General features: G+C 46.9%; 14 protein-coding genes. 10 read left to right on the top strand and 4 right to left on the bottom strand.

Annotated elements, in window-relative coordinates; all coding sequences use genetic code 11:
* Positions 1-81: 81 nt before the first annotated feature.
* Complete coding sequence (locus DXZ20_RS20140) at positions 82-267, bottom strand: hypothetical protein (RefSeq protein WP_163700093.1); 186 nt, start codon at positions 265-267, stop codon at positions 82-84.
* 347 nt (positions 268-614) lie between these two features.
* Complete coding sequence (locus DXZ20_RS20135; protein ID WP_163700091.1) at positions 615-1,373, bottom strand: AfsR/SARP family transcriptional regulator; 759 nt, start codon at positions 1,371-1,373, stop codon at positions 615-617.
* A gap of 512 nt (positions 1,374-1,885) precedes the next feature.
* On the opposite strand from DXZ20_RS20135, the gene DXZ20_RS20130 reads away from it, so the two are divergent.
* Both DXZ20_RS20130 and DXZ20_RS20125 read left to right on the top strand, forming a co-directional pair.
* A complete protein-coding gene (locus DXZ20_RS20130) occupies positions 1,886-2,563 on the top strand; it encodes a tetratricopeptide repeat protein (protein ID WP_163700088.1) in 678 nt (225 codons plus the stop codon).
* Between the two features lie 134 nt (positions 2,564-2,697).
* Positions 2,698-4,011, top strand: coding sequence for a cytochrome P450 (locus DXZ20_RS20125; RefSeq protein WP_250565238.1), 1,314 nt, complete (start codon positions 2,698-2,700; stop codon positions 4,009-4,011).
* Positions 4,012-4,106: 95 nt separating this feature from the next.
* Here the strand turns inward: DXZ20_RS20125 and ndk are convergent, their stop codons facing one another.
* Complete coding sequence (gene ndk / locus DXZ20_RS20120; RefSeq protein WP_163671341.1) at positions 4,107-4,556, bottom strand: nucleoside-diphosphate kinase; 450 nt, start codon at positions 4,554-4,556, stop codon at positions 4,107-4,109.
* 299 nt (positions 4,557-4,855) lie between these two features.
* Positions 4,856-5,572 carry a cytochrome b/b6 domain-containing protein gene (locus tag DXZ20_RS20115; protein ID WP_163700086.1) on the bottom strand — a complete coding sequence of 239 codons (717 nt, stop codon included), beginning with the start codon at positions 5,570-5,572 and terminating at the stop codon, positions 4,856-4,858.
* A gap of 442 nt (positions 5,573-6,014) precedes the next feature.
* Here DXZ20_RS20115 and DXZ20_RS20110 point away from each other — a divergent pair, with 442 nt between their 5' ends.
* The 8 genes from DXZ20_RS20110 to DXZ20_RS20075 form a co-directional block, all read left to right on the top strand.
* Complete coding sequence (locus DXZ20_RS20110) at positions 6,015-7,811, top strand: cache domain-containing protein (protein WP_163700084.1); 1,797 nt, start codon at positions 6,015-6,017, stop codon at positions 7,809-7,811.
* A 239-nt stretch (positions 7,812-8,050) separates the two neighbouring features.
* Complete coding sequence (locus tag DXZ20_RS20105) at positions 8,051-10,042, top strand: cache domain-containing protein (protein ID WP_163700082.1); 1,992 nt, start codon at positions 8,051-8,053, stop codon at positions 10,040-10,042.
* A 123-nt stretch (positions 10,043-10,165) separates the two neighbouring features.
* Complete coding sequence (locus DXZ20_RS20100; RefSeq protein WP_163671345.1) at positions 10,166-10,675, top strand: pentapeptide repeat-containing protein; 510 nt, start codon at positions 10,166-10,168, stop codon at positions 10,673-10,675.
* Positions 10,676-11,211: 536 nt separating this feature from the next.
* On the top strand, positions 11,212-12,309 hold the full coding sequence (locus DXZ20_RS20095; RefSeq protein ID WP_163671346.1) for a sensor histidine kinase: 1,098 nt from the start codon (positions 11,212-11,214) through the stop codon (positions 12,307-12,309).
* Positions 12,310-12,366: 57 nt separating this feature from the next.
* Positions 12,367-13,035: a response regulator gene (locus tag DXZ20_RS20090; RefSeq protein WP_163700080.1), complete on the top strand. Its 669-nt coding sequence runs from the start codon at positions 12,367-12,369 to the stop codon at positions 13,033-13,035.
* 121 nt (positions 13,036-13,156) lie between these two features.
* Complete coding sequence (locus DXZ20_RS20085) at positions 13,157-15,010, top strand: ATP-binding cassette domain-containing protein (RefSeq protein WP_163700078.1); 1,854 nt, start codon at positions 13,157-13,159, stop codon at positions 15,008-15,010.
* Between the two features lie 80 nt (positions 15,011-15,090).
* Complete coding sequence (locus tag DXZ20_RS20080; protein WP_163700076.1) at positions 15,091-15,813, top strand: RNA methyltransferase; 723 nt, start codon at positions 15,091-15,093, stop codon at positions 15,811-15,813.
* Between the two features lie 279 nt (positions 15,814-16,092).
* On the top strand, positions 16,093-16,635 hold a 543-nt coding region (locus DXZ20_RS20075), incomplete at its 3' end, for an FAD-dependent oxidoreductase (RefSeq protein ID WP_163703554.1).

The raw sequence follows: 16,635 nt of genomic DNA, 5'->3' as shown, positions 1-16,635 counted from the left end.
TCCCTCGTTGCTTGCGTTTGGCCATCATACTTGGCCTCCAAACTCGATGACCTTATGATATCCAAACAAACTTAGTTGGAACTAGGAGTAGTTTTCATCTAAATCTGGATGCGATCGCTGCACAGCATCATCAATAACCGCGACATCAACTCCAGCGCCTGTATAGTCATCCCAGACATCAACTACATTGAGGTCAAGTAATCCGGGGGTTATGTTCTGAAGATGCCACTGAGTTGAGAAGAGAGGATCAGATGGAATTCTAGCCATGATATTTTTTGTTTTGAGAGCAGTAGATAGATTTTTTTTTGCCTATCTGTTTATAGGTTCACAATAAATCTCCTTAAATGTAGAGATATGGAGACTTTAAGTCATTCCTTGTGAAGAGATATGCCATCGTGATTGCATAAACCTGCAAAGCCAATAGTCTGCGTCCTTACATGTTTATGTAATGCCCAAAATTTATCTCAATGAAGACCAAATGAGAAAGACGATACATCTTGTAAAAAGACTAAATCTAACGGACCTACATCCCTAGGCACCACGGTAACAGTTGGTGATTTCGAAACAAATGTAGATGTGTGATTTCTGGGACACAGATTAGCATGCTACATTAATTAATGCGTCACCATTGCTGTTGTTTGATATAGTCCTATTTTTTGCACCAAGTCTGTAGAAAACTTGGAGACTGGTCGTTTCAACTCTTGGTTAAAGATGTGTTTCAGTTCTTCATATTGTTGTTTAGCAGAAGCATAGTATCCTCTGGCTACATATACCTTGATTAAATCAAGATGTGTACGCTCGCTATACGGCTCTGTGCTAACAGCCAGGTGAGCATAAGCAGTAGCTGCAGAAAGCTTCCTCAACTGCAAACAAACTTTAACCAGTTGATGCAAGACCGCTAAATATAGGGTATGTAGATGTTGACGTTCTGAGAGTATCCAATTATCTTCGAACCGACTTAGGAAGATACCGTAATCTTGCTGGATAACTTGCTGTAAATAAATTAATTTTTGCTGAGGCGTACTACAATGATTGGCCTGTTGAATGAGTGTTTTAACGTTTAAGATATCGACATCAAAATGACGAATATTCAACTTGAGCTTATTTCCTTGACAGATAATGACTGGCTCTTTAGCAGTAAAAAACTCTTGGCTTAAGGCATTCAATGCTATTTGTAGCCTCTGCCTTCTTTCCTCAAGGCTTACATCAGGCCACAAAATTTCTGCAAGCTTTACACAAGGATGTGTTTTCTGGTGAAAGTATAAAAGGTAAGCTAGCAATCTGATGGCTTCAGGTGTTGTCAAGGATTTTGTAACATTGGTGGAGTCTTTTATCTGAAACTCTCCAAGTAGCTTTACTGTCCAAGTGCTCATATCGATGTCACCCCATAAACTATGAACGATTACCTCAAACTGTATAAAACTCCTGTAAGTAGACCATTGCTGATGTTGCCCAACCTGTATGCAGTTTTGTGTAATGCGACTGACCAAAAATGTCATTGACTGTCATAGTTCAGCGAGTTGTTCGCGGGAACGTCTTGTTTTATAGAAGTAGACTAAAAAAGCTAACAGTTTTGTTGTTTTTTGAGTGCGGAAAGATTGTATTACGCCAGCATAATTCTTTACCTGGAATTGCCCCAGTAGCTGAAGAGTCCAAATGCTCATCTATTTTGATGACTCCATCGGTGTCAGTTATGGCACCAATGTAAAAACTAAATAACACTGTACCTTTGCGAGTGATTGCGAATGTTCTATGCACTTTTCTGCAATATTCATGGTTGAAAAGTACAGCCAATATCACAGATAGATTACTTGATTTATAGGTGGGATCTTTCTACCTTTAGAGCCAAAGACATTGCTGGGTCAGGGACTCTAGGGGCTGCCGTATGTGTATTTATGGTTACCGTTATTGGACGTTAGGTGCCTTACATAGATTGTTTGGACAGTTTGATATTGCACTAAACCACTACCAAAAAGCATTAGCTACATTTCGTAATACAAATGACATTCTCAACATGGGTAGGATGCTGAATTGTATTGGTGGCTTACATGGCTCTCAAGGTAATGTTGATTGTCGAAAATGGTTTTGCATGGAAGCTATTCGAACGGTTTGGCAGTTGCAACATGAAATTGCTGCAATTCCAGCACTCGCCAATGTAGCCATGGTCTATCACCATCAAGATTGTCATCGGTTAGCCATAAAGTTGCTAAAACAGGTGTCTGAACGTTGTCAGACAATGGGTGATTTATTGAATGAGGCGATTACTTTAATCTACATGGGGCAGGTGTATGCGGCTTCTCATCAGTATTTGTTTGCGATCGCATGTCATCAAGCATCGCTAGAAATTCTGCAAAACTCTCTTGCCCTGAAGCACCGTGAAGAAGCCGTTTGTTTGACGGTACTTAATTTATGCTACGCGGCCAGGCTCTATCAGATGACTTACCACTCGGAGGCGGCTGAGCAAAACTATCGACAAGCCATGTATCTGCTGGAAAAAATTGAGTTGAATGAAGGCCACTATCTATTATTAAATCGGCCATCAAAAGTAAGTAGGTCAGCATAATCTTTCTGTTCACTCGCCTTATACCCATCTCAATCGAGCATCATCACAGCGAAGGGAGCGTCAAGGCCTGTATCTGCTGCTTACCTGGAGTTTACTTGTTACAGTGAAGACGCATCTTAATAAATGTCTTTTTCATGAGTCAGACTATTTCTAACCTACCCTTGCCCCCTGGTGATTTTGGCCTGCCTCTAATTGGCGATACGTTAAGCTTTTTTCGCGATCCAAACTATGGTAAAAAACAACATAAAAAGTATGGACCGATCTTTAAAACCCGTCTGTTAGGCAGCCCTACATTATTTGTTCAAGGAGCAGATGCCAATCAGTTTATTCTAACCAATGAGAACAACTATTTTGTAGTGAGCTGGCCGCCGAGTACAAAAGCGTTATTAGGAAATCTATCCCTGGCATTGCAAACGGGGGGCGAGCATCAAAATCGACGCAAACTACTAGCCCAGGCGTTTATGCCCAGAGCCCTGTCTGGCTATATTGATACGGTCCAGTCGATTACTCACGCCTATACAGAAAAATGGGCGGAGTCAACTACGCTGATCTGGTACCCAGAACTGCGTAACTATACCTTTGATGTGGCCTGTAAGCTTTTAGTGGGTTTAGATCAGGGGGCACAAACTGATCTAGGACATTTATTTGAAACCTGGTGTGCAGGTTTATTTTCGATTCCTTTGACACTGCCCTGGACTCGGTTTGGTAAAGCCAAAAAAGCTCGTACCCAATTACTTCTACTGTTAGAAGAAATTATTCGTAAACGACAACAAAGCCAACATTTGGGCAATGATGCTTTGAGCTTATTGGTTCAAGCAAAAGATGACGATGGTCATAGCCTGAGCATAGATGAACTTAAGGACCAGGTATTACTGCTCTTATTTGCAGGCCACGAAACGCTGACATCGGCTGTTGCCTCTTTTTGCCTATTGGTGGCGCAGCATCCTCAGGTCTTGGCGGCATTAAGGGATGAGCAACAGACATTTGATCCTCAGCAGCCCATCACCTTAGATGTCTTAAAGCAAATGCCCTATCTAGAGCAGGTACTACAGGAAGTATTGCGGCTGATTCCTCCTGTGGGCGGTGGTTTTCGTAAGGTGCTAAAAACCTGTGAGTTTAATGGTTACCAAATTCCTAAAGGTTGGACGGTGCTCTATGAAATTAATCAAACGCACCTGAATCCTACAGATTATGAGGCTCCTGATGATTTTCGACCGGAGCGCTTTGCTAAAGGGGAACAGCCTAATAAGTACAGCTATGTGCCGTTTGGCGGTGGGATTCGTGAATGCCTTGGGAAGGAGTTTGCCCGCTTGGAGATGAAGCTATTTGCAGTGCATTTGCTGCGGGGCTATGGCTGGGAATTATTGCCTGATCAAGATTTATCCATGGTGGTGGTGCCAACGCCGCACCCTCGCGATAACCTGCGGGTACAGTTTGGGCGGATGTGAGGCTTGTCAAGAGGTCGCTAGAAACGGTTTCTTTGCTTGTAGGGTTAGCCCTCACCCAAAATCCCTCTCCCTAGGGAGAGGGATTTTGAGATAATTTACTCGTAAATCCAGCTCTTAGCGCAGGATTCCCAATTGGCTAGCTCTTCGTCGGAGAACCATAGGGCGATCTCAGTCTGAGCTGTTTCGATGGCGTCGGAACCATGGATAATATTGCGGCCAATGGTAACGCCGTAGTCGCCACGGATAGTTCCAGGGGCAGAACTAATGGGGTTGGTGGCACCAATCAGGGTGCGGGCAGAACCAACGACACCTTCACCTTCCCAAACCATAGCAACTACGGGGCTAGAGGTGATAAATTCCACCAGGCTGCCAAAAAAGGGACGCTCTTTATGAACGCCGTAGTGCTTTTCTGCCAGTTCACGGGAAACGGCCATGAACTTCATGCCTACTAGGGTAAATCCCTTAGTTTCAAAGCGGCTGATGATGTCGCCGACCAAACCACGTTGAACACCGTCAGGCTTGATCATGATGAAAGTGCGTTCCACAATTTTGCTCCTAACAATACATCTATTGAGTTAATGGGGTCACTAGACCCTTGGGTAAGGATGTGACCTACACTACGCTCAGCAGTAGGCAACTATGGTCCAACCAACCATAGGGACTGTCTACTCGGCAATAGAGCCAGATCTAGGGTATATCCCTTTGTGGTCATTTTACGTAGGCACCTTTAAAGATCAGGTGTGATAGAGATTAAATCTGTGCATGGCCTTAGGTTTTTGGGGGAGTGGGGAGTGGGGGCCAGGGAATAGAGGCGTGGTCTATTGCCTCTAAATCCATCTATCACCTATACAAGTTCTTTAGCTATGGAAATTAGCCAAGCGGCAATGAGGCTGATCCAAATGGCGAGTTCTAGTTTGGGGCGATGGGTGAGTATATGCCTCCAATTTGGCCAGGTATCAAGTTGAAAATTTTTCCACCAGGCGATGATGTGATTTTTCCAAAGTCGAGGACTATCTTGGGGGCGAAATTTCCACGTCATCATGGAAAGTAAAAAGGGCGTGCCACCAACTTTTGCATTCATCAGAAGATGAATGGCGATCGCAACCACCATGACGACCCACGATACCAAATGACCGTAATACCAAAAATGCTTCAGCTCTCCGTTCGGCAGCCATTTTTCATCCATCATTTTGCCGCTAAATAGGGCAAATGTGAGAGCTATCAGGGTCAGCGTATTGACAAAGCGACTGAGGTTAACCCACCAAATAGGCTGACCAATTTTCTGAGTCAACGTTGTTAATGCCTCGGGCTGTACCAGGCGATGTTTTCCACGGTTAAACGCGTAGAAAACAAATGCTGGAAAGATCAAGAGTGTATAAAGTCCGAAGGTGCCATGGATCCCTTCAATCGCTTTATAGGCTGGCAGTGGAATCGTGCCCCAACGACCATCGTACGTGTTATAGGTCCAAAAAGCAGTCAGGATTGCCAACACTAGGAAGGCCCCAGTGAGGCCGTGTAAAAGGCGTAGGAGAAAAGGTTGATAGGGGTAAGTGGGCTTCATGGAAGCTTTAAGGGGAGGGCTTACACGTTGGCATAGATTCAGTGACACTCAATGATAACAAAATGTTCCATAGATGAATGTCAATGAGATTTTTAGGGGATCTCTATACTACGGATGTTTCTCTTAAAGTTTCTGGTTTACTTTGAATAATTATTTGAAGCTCAAGTATTTATCTGGTGAAGTTGTTACAAAGCCGTTCACAAATAAACGGATTGCCATCAACAATGGTGCCAGTAGGTAATAACCGTAAGTGTTATTTTTGCTGATTTGCAGAGTGAGTAATCTGCGAAAATGGTTGTTTTTGTCTCTTTTTGGCCGATAAGCCCCCCATAGGCCTTTATAGAGAAGCGTTACATCCAAACAGTTTTAACAACGAAGTTCTTGGACTGAAGTTCTTGAACTAAATCCTACTGATTTTTTCCCTGTATTTTCCTATATTATTATGCCTTCTGAATTATCGAGTGCTACACAGGCTGGATCGTCTGCTGCTTCCGAGATATCTATTCACACAAAACAGCAGCAGAGCCTAAATCAAACGTTGATGGGATGGCTGCAATTAAATTCGTTTGGTGGTCGTCTGTTTTGGATGATTATGGTAGGTGCCCTAACGGGGATCGGCGGCATGGCATTTCTCTTTAGTGAGATGATTAAGTATCAGGCTGAGGATCAGGTGCGGAGTACCCTGGATGGTAAAGTGAATGCGATCGCGTCGGTGACCGCAGCCGCTGAAACGTTGGCCAATAGCCTGGGCATTAGTGCGACTACGCTCCATGAGCGGCAGGCACAGTATGCAGATACCTATCGGGAACTGACGCTACAGCTCTTTGAGCGCCGTCCAGAGTTTATCGTGGGTCTTGGGTTAGGGCAGCGAGAAAATGGACTGATTGTGGATCAGTCCTGGTTATTTCCCTACTATTGGGTGGATGCTTCAGAAAACGAGCCTGCGTTTAATCAAACTATTCGCTATGAAGACTTTGCCGACGGTGAGGGCGAGTTTTATCCGAATAGCCAACGGTATCGAGACTACTTTGTTCCCCAGACGACTGTCTGGACAGAACCCTATGAAAACGCTGCCAACCAGTTATTGACCTACTATGTGCCCCTATTTGCCAGTAATGGCCGCTGGTTGGGTACAACCCTGGTGGACATTGACGGACAGTATTTAAGCAATCTTCTCAATCAGCCTGTTTTTCGTCAGCAGGGACATTTTATATTGGTGACCCGTGAGGGGAATATCGTTGCCGACCCGGCCAATCCTGAGAACAATCTAAAAACCTATCAGGATATTCCTGAGTTAACGGCTATCTGGCCGCAGATGAGCCTCAATGAGACCGGTTTCTTAGAAGGAGAAACTGGATACTGGGCGTATGCGGTTGTTCCTGAGCACGATTGGTTAGTGTTGGGGTATGTCCCTTACTCAGCCGTATTTAACCGTATTGCTCTGATTACCCTGGCAGCGACAGTGATCATGGTGGCCCTGCTGTCAACAGCAATTTTCTTGGCAGTTCGCAGCCTCAACCGTCGCCTCAGACCCGTTCTGAATCAGTGCAATCAACTGGCTAAGACCGATGCTACATTGTTGGCTCAATGGGACGGGCAAGATGATCTAAATCAGCTGTCCCTCGCTTTTTTCAATATGCTAGAGCAGCTCAATTTAAATGAAGAAACAATCCGTCGCCATGCGCTCAAACTTGAAACAGAGACGTCCCGATCTACTCAAGTTTCTGCGCAGTTTACAGAATTCACAGCCCTCTTGAATCGGTTGGCGGGTGAACAACAGATACTGATGCGTGATTTGCAACAACTGATGGCCGATATTGCTAAGAGTTCCCAAACAATTGATATTCAAGTAGATGCCATTAACACCATGGGGCGTGCACTAAATAGTGAACTGCGTCGGATACCAACCCATTCAACAGAAACATTAGCATTGGTAGAACAACAGGTTGGTGCTTTGACCCGTGTCCTGGGCCATGGGGCTAGTGAACAGCAGTCCGAACAGTTACATACGCTGATAGAGCAACTGACGAAGAATATTGTTACGCTCAAAGCATTGGAACGCCGCTGGCCGTCTATAGATAACCTACAAAAACAAATGGGACATATTACCCAGGCCAGTGGGGTGGCGATATCAGAGTCTCGTGCTGTGGTGGATTCCTTGCAGTCGATTGCCCCCATGTTGTCAGATATTGAGCAGATCTCAACAACATTGTTGAAACGGGTAGAAGGTGTAAATTAAGACCCAAAGGCGATCGCAGTCATCATGTTCCCCGACAGAATATAGTTGTTGATTTAAATGTATTTTGTCGGGTTTATTTATTTATATGATGAAGTCGCTCATTCTCTAACACATATGGTGATCTAGTGAACCTCAATCTACAAGAGTTATGAACTACTATGGGGAATGGCCAAGGGTTTGCTCTGTGGCTTGGATCTGCTCTATAGCCTCATCTATATAGAACTTGTTATTCAACGCATATGTGTTCCTTTAAATTGCCAACGTCTAAGCAGTCAATTTCACCGTTTAAAGAACTCCCACGTACACCCCAAAGTTATCAGCCGACTTTAGTGGATAAGGCTAAAGGATGGTTCAAACTAAATTCGTTTGGTGGTCGTCTGTTTTGGATGATCATGCTGGGTGCCCTTGCTGGCATGGGGGGCATGGCATTTCTCTTTAGTGAAATGTTAAGACGTCAGGCAGAAGACCAGGTGCGTAGCAGTATTGATAGTAAGGTCAATGCGATCGCATCAGTTACAGATTCAGCTGAAACGCTGGCCTATAGTTTGGGTGTCAGCGCTACTACGCTGCATGAGAGAGGGGCACAGTTTCCTGATACCTATCGCGAGTTGGTGCTGCAGCTGTTTCAGCGTCGCCCAGAGTTTGTGGTTGGCTTGGGGCTAGGGCAGAGCAAAAATGGCATCCTGGAGGAGCAGCCCTGGTTATTCCCCTACTATTCAGCGATTACGTCTGCGGAGTCGACATCGTTTGATCCAGACGCTATCCGCTACGAAGACTTTGCCGATGACGTTGGCGAGTTCTACCCTGACACTGATCGCTACCGCGATTATTTTGAACCCCAGACCAGTGTGTGGACGGAGCCTTATCAAGGGGACCGAAATCGGTTACTGACTTACTACTATCCTCTGTTCAATTCTGAAGGTCGTTGGTTGGGCACTAGCCTGGTGGAGATTGACAGCGCCTATTTAGGGAATTTGCTAGATGATGTGGTCTTTCAACAAGCCGGATATTTCTTGCTACTTACCCAGTCAGGCCAGGTGATTGCCGATCCCACCAACCCAACGGCTGAAGCCCAAACCTACCAAACTATTCCTGGGCTGGAGGCTATTTGGCCGCAGATTGACACAGAGGCACCGAGCTTTTTGAAGACCGCTTCTGGCTACTGGGCCTACGCTACGGTGCCTGGCCAGGACTGGTTACTGTTTGGTTTTGTGCCTTATAAAGCGATCTATGGTCGGATTCTACGCATTGCAGCTGTGACGACTGGGTTAATGGTGTTATTGCTGGCAGTGGTGGTCTATCTGGCCATTAGAAAGTTAAACCAGCGGATCAAACCCATCCTGCTGCAAGGCAAACAGTTTGTGGGTACCCATGGAAATTTGCTGGAGGAAGTTGCGATCGCTCAGAAAGACGAGCTAGAGCAGCTATCGGTTTCCTTCTTTAACATTCTCAACCAGCTCAACCTGCACCAGGAGACGATTCGTCGTCATGAAGAAACCATTACCCAAAGCTACTTTCATGCTGATCAACTGACTGAGAAATTTTTAGCATTCACAGCGCAGGTGGATGAAGAAGCGCGTGAGCAACAGGCGTTGATTCAAAAGGTGCAGCAGCAGTTGGATGAGCAATCTAATCAGTATCAGTCTATAGACAGACGATTAGATGCCCTATTTAGCCTGGCTCAAACCCTGGGGGGATATCTGGAGAGTATGCCGTCAGAATCGGAAGCAAACCAGATATTTGACATCCTAGATCAACGGATTATGGCGCTGACAGGCTCTGTCAATCAGTCAGCTCAGTCGGCAGACAAATCCCAGTTTCAAGCCTTGATCGCTCAACTGATTGCGGATGTGGCCAATCTTAAGGCGTACGATCGCCAGCGTCACTCCTTAGAAAAGCTACATCATCAGACGAGCAATCTGACCCAATCTAGACAGGCAACTATTGCCAACTCGCAAGCGATGGCAACTGCGGCCCAAACGATTACCCAGATCCTGACGGAAATTGATGCGATCACCGATACCCTCAACCGAGATGCTCAGCAAGTGTCAGAAATGCTTTGGGGCGATCTACAGCAGGGTAGCTTAAAGCTGCCTGGTCAACCGGACATATTGGCTCGGTCCCAAGAGACTGCATTGCCGCCAGCGGTTGATCCGCTAGCTACGGAACATTATGGGGTGGCAAATTCATGGCAAGAGGGAATGGTTAATGCGGTCGAAAAAGCAGGCTAGCTGAATGTCGGTGTGAGCCACCTGCGGTCGAAAAAGCAGGCTAGCTGAATGTCGGTGTGGGCCACCTGCGGTTTCCTAAATTCGCCTATGATTAGACTTGGCGCAGACAGGGAGTACTTGCAGATGATTAGATGGCAGTGGCTGAGTCTCAAACTAGTCGGAATGCTCGTTGCGATTTCACTGCTACTAACGACGTTGCCATCGGTTGCGATCGCAGAACCTGGCGTCGTCAACTACACCCTGACCGACCTCACCGGGCGCAATTTCGAAAATGCCAATTTAGCGGGTACATCCTTAGCGGCAGCGGAGGTGCGAGACGCTAATTTTCGAGGTGCAGACCTCAGTGCCACCATTTTGACCAAGGCAAAATTTATCCGTACTGACCTAACCGGCGCTAACCTGTCAGAAACCTTTGCCGACCGGGTAGAGTTTACGGGGTCTGATTTAACCAATGCCGTTGTTACTGACGCCCTGATGACCAGCAGTACATTTGCTGACGCAACGATTACGGGGGCAGACTTTTCCTATACGATTCTGGACCGATTCCAGGTGAAGTACCTGTGCGAACGAGCTGACGGGATGAACCCAGTTACAGGTGTGTCAACACGGGAAAGTCTAGGTTGCGATGGGTAGCTTTACTTGACTTCTCTCATCTCATACATTTGGCGTAGTTAAAATCAGCCAAATGTACTAGGCAAGTTCCCTACGTAGGCGCGTGGTGGGATGCATATTTCTTTTAAACCAACCGTATTTACCGCAATAGAGGTGGCAAGACACTATTGCAATAAAAAGACTCGCCCCTTCACGCAAAGATGGCGAGTCTACGATAGCGAACATGTCAACGAAATGCGCTTGTTATTAGCGTAAGTCTTGACAGCCCTGGGGCCAATTGGTCAAAGGTCTAATAGCCATAACGCCTAGTCTGCTGCGTAGTGCATCTCAGCCTGAAAATCGAAGGAGGTTAAACGTTAAAAACAAGGCAACCCATCAGGAATTTCAAGGGCGAGAGAGGGGATGTTTTTATGAATTTGAAAGACTGCGTGTTTACACCCAAATTTTCTTTAGACGCTTGCATATTGACAAAAAAATGTTGATTCTAGATAAGGACACAGGTATTCATGATCAGCATAAACACCACAGTTCCCAGGTGAAGTAGGAGTGGATTCAGGATGTATACATCGCCTCCTTCAATAGCGAGCCACCAGTCAAAATTGGCATCTGCTGACATTCGCCAGCTGTGCCAAGCGCAAATTGACCGCCTAAGCGAGAAGTTATCAGCTTTAGACGTTTGGCTAGTTCGTTGGGATCAGCTTGAAAATAGGCGCGATATGATGTCTTATCGTCGCCATCATGTGATAAACAACGAAATTACGTCGTATCTTGAGCCAGAGCGCTGGATTACTAAGAATTTGCCGTTTTTAGAGCTGATGCCCCTATCACTCAATTCAAGTGATTCCTGTGCCTATGTGTGTGGTTTGCGTCAAACAGAAACTCAATGTGAGTATCTACTGTTGTGGACCGAAAAGCATATTTCCCATCCACAGCAGACCTTAATTAAGGAGTACGCGCAGCTACTCCAGCAATATCTCATTTTGTATCAAGAGAACCTGCGTCAGCAGGAAAAGATTCAGCTATTAGAGCAGACATTGCAACAGGCTGACCATCAATTGCGTAATCCCCTCTCTTTAATTCAACTCTATGCAGAGACCCTTGCTTTGGGCGCTGAAAACGAAACTCAAAAGGCTCAGGCGGACTGTATTCGTCGAACGTCTGAGACGCTTTTAGCCCATTTAGTAGACTTACTCAACTGTGGTAAACAAGCGTGTCTGAAAAAACGGGACCATGACTTACTCACCTTGTTGAAAAATGCACTCTCCTTATTGCAACCGCAGATTGAGCAAAAGCAGTTGAATATAGTGTGCCCTGGGCAATCTATTTCTGTTGTTGTTGATGGTTGGCAGTTTGAACAAGTTTTGCAAAACTTGCTTGACAATGCCGTGCACTTTAGTAATACGGGCGGGACTATTACCGTTGATTGGCAAATCGCTGACGAGGCGGTGTTGGTGACTGTCAGCGATCAGGGGCCTGGTCTGGAAGATGTGGATATCTCTGAGCTGTTTAGACCGTTTTACTCACAACGATCTGGGGGGACTGGGTTGGGACTGGCGATCGCAAAGAAAATTATTTTGGACCATCAGGGTAGTATTGGGGCTGAAACTCTCCCCCAGGGAGGGGCTCAATTTTCGATTTTTCTGCCACGCCCATAACTTACTTGTTTTTTGAAGGCTCACTTCATATGTTTTTCAGTATTAGGTACATTCTCAATGACTGATGCTGTTTCTGTTTTATTAGTTGATGACAATGTTGACTTTAGGCAAGGTTTGCGTACCTTGCTGGGGTTTTATGTCGATGGGCCTGCTAAGTTTGAGGTCGTGGCAGAAGCTGCATCGGTGGCGCAAGCCATTGAGATGGTTGAGGCCCATAATCCTGTCATCACGCTGCTAGATATGGAGTTAGACCAGGGGACTGGCATTGAAGTATTACGGCAGCTGAAAACCTTGGGGGCAGATACGCGCGTACTGAGTCTGTCGGCCCATCGAGAAGATAAATGGATCTTTCAAGCTATGCAGGCTGGAGCCAAGGGTTACGTCGCCAAGGATAAGCTAGGCAGCCAGCTCTATGAAGCCATACGAACAGTACTGCAGGATGAAGTGTATCTTGATCCGGCGTTAGCCAGTGGTTTTTTTCGGTTATTTCATGCCACTTCCAGCCCTCTGCCTCAAGTGTCTGAAGATATTCACTTAACAGAGCGAGAACAGGATGTGCTGCATTGGCTGGTGCAAGGGGCCTCGAATGAGACGATTGCAAAACAGTTATATATCACTGTTGCAACAGTGAAAGCCCATCTGACGGCCATTTTTGAGAAGCTTAAAGTGCGTAGCCGAACCCAGGCAATTGTCAAGGCGATCAAGCTGGGATTGGTGAAGGCTTAGGTTGGAGAGTTGTGAATTTTGAGTTGATGATGGTGTAACGGGTGTGAGCAAAGTAGATAAAAAGTAGATAATGATGACTCAACACTGAGCCTTTAAAACTCAAACCGTCTTCTTGCTATCCGTGCATTCTACTTTTTACAATTTTCTGTCTCGACTGCGACGTTCTTATCAAAACTTCCTGAGCTTGCTAGGGAATACCCCCCGGCTCGTGCGGCTAGTATGGTCGGCGTCTCCAGGTTGGCTGATGCTCAGTATTAGCATCACTCTGGTCAATGCGTTAATACCAACGGCCCAGCTTTATGTGAGTAAGCTGATTGTTGATCAAGTGGTGTCGATGCTGGCCAGTGATACGTCTGGTTTTACATCTTATCTATTGTTCCTGGTGACAGCAGGATTTAGTCTGTTGCTGTTGCAAGAAGTGCTGAATAAACTCAATAGCTATGTGAGCCGAGTGCTGAGCGATCAGTTTTTGCTCCATGCCAATGTGCAACTGTTGCAGCAGGCGATGCGCCTGGACCTGGCCCATTATGAATCACCTGAGTTCCATGATGTGCTAAATCGGGCGCAGCAAAGTGGCAGTAACTATCCGTTGCGGGTCGTGGAGCTACTATCTCGGCTGTTAGGTTCCATTACCCGGTTGGTGGGACTGCTGGCATTACTATTGCGGTTTAGCTCTGGTGTGATGGGCCTGTTGTTACTCAGTGTGTTGCCGACTTTCTGGGTGGGTATTCGTTACTCCTATCGGCGATTTTGGATGAACCGTCGCCAAACACCGTCTCGTCGTCTGTCAGACTACTTTTACGAGATTCTCACGGCTCCTCAGTATGTCAAAGAAGTGCGGCTGTTTAACCTGGGACAACATATGGTGGAGCAGTACCGCACGATTCGTCATGAATTTAATCAAGAGTCACGGCGGTTGGCGCGGCAGCAGTCGCTAGCCCAGTTGAGCACTGAACTGCTGGGCGCTATTGGATTTTATGGAGCCTATGGTTTAGTGCTATGGAAAACGCTACAGGGGATGGTGACCCTGGGCGATCTCACGCTATACACAGGTGCATTTCAACAGGCCCAGGGATTAATTGAGTCCACTCTCCTGAGTCTTGCCACCCTCTATGAATACAATCTCTACGTGTCACAGTATTTTGAACTGTTGGATATCTCTCCCCAGGTGGTCAGTCCTCGTCACCCTAACCCCTTTCCCAAACCCATGGAACAGGGGTTGCGGTTTCAGGATGTGTACTTTACCTACCCAGGGGCAGAACAGCCCACACTACAGGGGATTAATCTGACGGTTGCCCCAGGGGAGTGTATTGCGCTGGTGGGGCTGAATGGCTCTGGGAAGACAACCTTATTAAAACTGCTGACCCGTCTTTACGACATTGAGCAAGGGCAAATTATCATTGATAATATTCCGTTGCAAACATTTTCTCTCAGCGAACTGCGTAGTCAAATTGGCATTATGTTTCAAGACTTTGCACGCTATGCCTTGAATGTACAAGACAATATTGGATTTGGTAACTTGCCCCAGCGACAGAATATTGATTTAGTGGCTCAAGCCGCCCAGGGAGCTGGTGCCACCGAGGTGATTGAGCGGCTAGAAGAGGGCTATCACACTATTCTTGGCAAAATGTTTTCAGGGGGGGTGGATCTTTCCGGGGGGCAGTGGCAAAAAATTGGTCTGGCGCGGGCATTTATGAGTGATGCCCAGATTTTGATTTTAGATGAACCGACAGCGGCGGTGGATGCGATCGCAGAGCATGATCTTTTCCAGCGTTTTCGGCAGCTGACCCAGGGCAAAATGACCTTCCTGGTCAGCCATCGGTTTTCCACCGTGCGCATGGCTGACCGCATTGTTGTGTTAGAGCAGGGGCAAATCATCGAAGTGGGCACCCACGACCAGCTCATGGCCCAACAAGGGCGCTATGCTGAAATGTTTGACCTCCAAGCCGAGAGCTATTTGGGTGAGGCAAAATAATCCAATCGGCCCCAATGTCGGGGCGTTCCATGGAATGCCCCGACATTGGGCGATGCCCTCGCCCCGTATAATAAATTCCCATGGAAATCATCTTTGTCCTTGTCGACCCCGAAGAACCGGAAAATATTGGCGCAGCAGCCCGTGCGATGCATACCATGGGCTACAACGCTTTACGTTTAGTACGACCCCAGGCCGATTACCTGGGTGAAAAGGCCTTTGCCCTGGCCCATGGCTCTCAGCATGTGCTCAAAACCGCTCAGGTATATGAAAATCTGGGGGATGCGATCGCAGATTGCGACTTTGCCTGTGCAACCACCGCCCGCCACCGCTACGAAAAACACCACTACACCTCCGTGCGAGACCTCCCCACCCATCTGCAAGCAAAGGGAGAATGGCTGCATCGAGTGGCCATTGTTTTTGGTGGGGAGCGCTCCGGACTGAAGTCTGCCGATATTGAAGCCTGTGATCTGCTAACAACCATTCCCCAGCATCAGCTACAGCCGTCCTTGAATCTCGCCCAGGCCGTAATGGTGTATAGCTTTGTGCTGTCAGCTGAGCAGACCCAGGTACAGATTACGGATCAACGGCTGAATAGTGAGCCGATGCCTGCTGCAGAATATGCCAGCCTTAAACAACTGTTACAGCAACTAATGACACGGGTGAGTTTACCAGAACGCTATCAAAGCTATGTCATGCATGGTATTGCCCGCTTAGACCGTGAGGATCTCTATGTTATCCATAAGCTGAGATCGGCGTTCAACCACGCCTTAGATCAGGCCCTCACTGGGCAAGAAACCCCGTAAAAATTAAGGGCAGCAATATCAACAGAAAGCCAATAAACAACAGCGTTGCCGGGTCAATGTCAATGACAGGAGGCTTCTTAGACATGGTTCTGATGGTGATGATTTAATGATCTGAGGTTACTGCATGTTAGCTGTCCTCAACAATTCATCTGTTGGCATGCCCATGGTCTGGGGTGTTGACGTCCCTAGTTAGCAGGTGATTTATGAAAAACTACGGATAAATTTGGCCCAGTTTTGCCACCTTGATCCATGATGGAATGGTCTAGGAGTGAGACATTTATGGTGCATCAGAAAAACGGTCTGCTTAGCGATGATGCCTTAACCCGCCCCTGGGATGGGGCCAGTTATGAGTGTTCAATTGCGGTGATTGGGGGTTCAACAGCTGCCTATATGGCTGCTTTGACCGCCCTTAAGCTCAAATTAGATGTGTGTTTGGTGCAGCCCCAGCGAATGGTGGGGGGCCAGTTTACCGCCCAGGCATTGCCCGCATCTGACGATGGGGACCTACTGCGCCACAAGGCCGATCTGACCACGCTGAATGGAGAAGAATTTGCCATTTCCAAAAGCCAACGCCTGTTCCGTCGACGACAGCGACAGTTACAGCCTGTGGCCGGTCAGATTGTAGAGGATCCAGGTGGCTCGTGGGTATGCCCCCTCTCGACTACCCCAGTGGCGGCGTCAACGGCCTTAAATGAAAAGCTATTGCCCTATCTAAAGTCCGGCAAGCTCACCCTAATTCCCTATGCTGAGCCCACTTCATTAGTGCTGGCAGCGGCCAGTAACGAGACGAGTGTGCGCCGTGTGACCGGGGTGATGTGTCAA

Origin of the sequence: Adonisia turfae CCMR0081 (genome assembly GCF_011009555.1) — a bacterium.
Lineage (GTDB): Bacteria > Cyanobacteriota > Cyanobacteriia > Phormidesmidales > Phormidesmidaceae > Leptothoe > Leptothoe turfae.
This window is presented reverse-complemented; position numbering and strand designations above follow the sequence as displayed.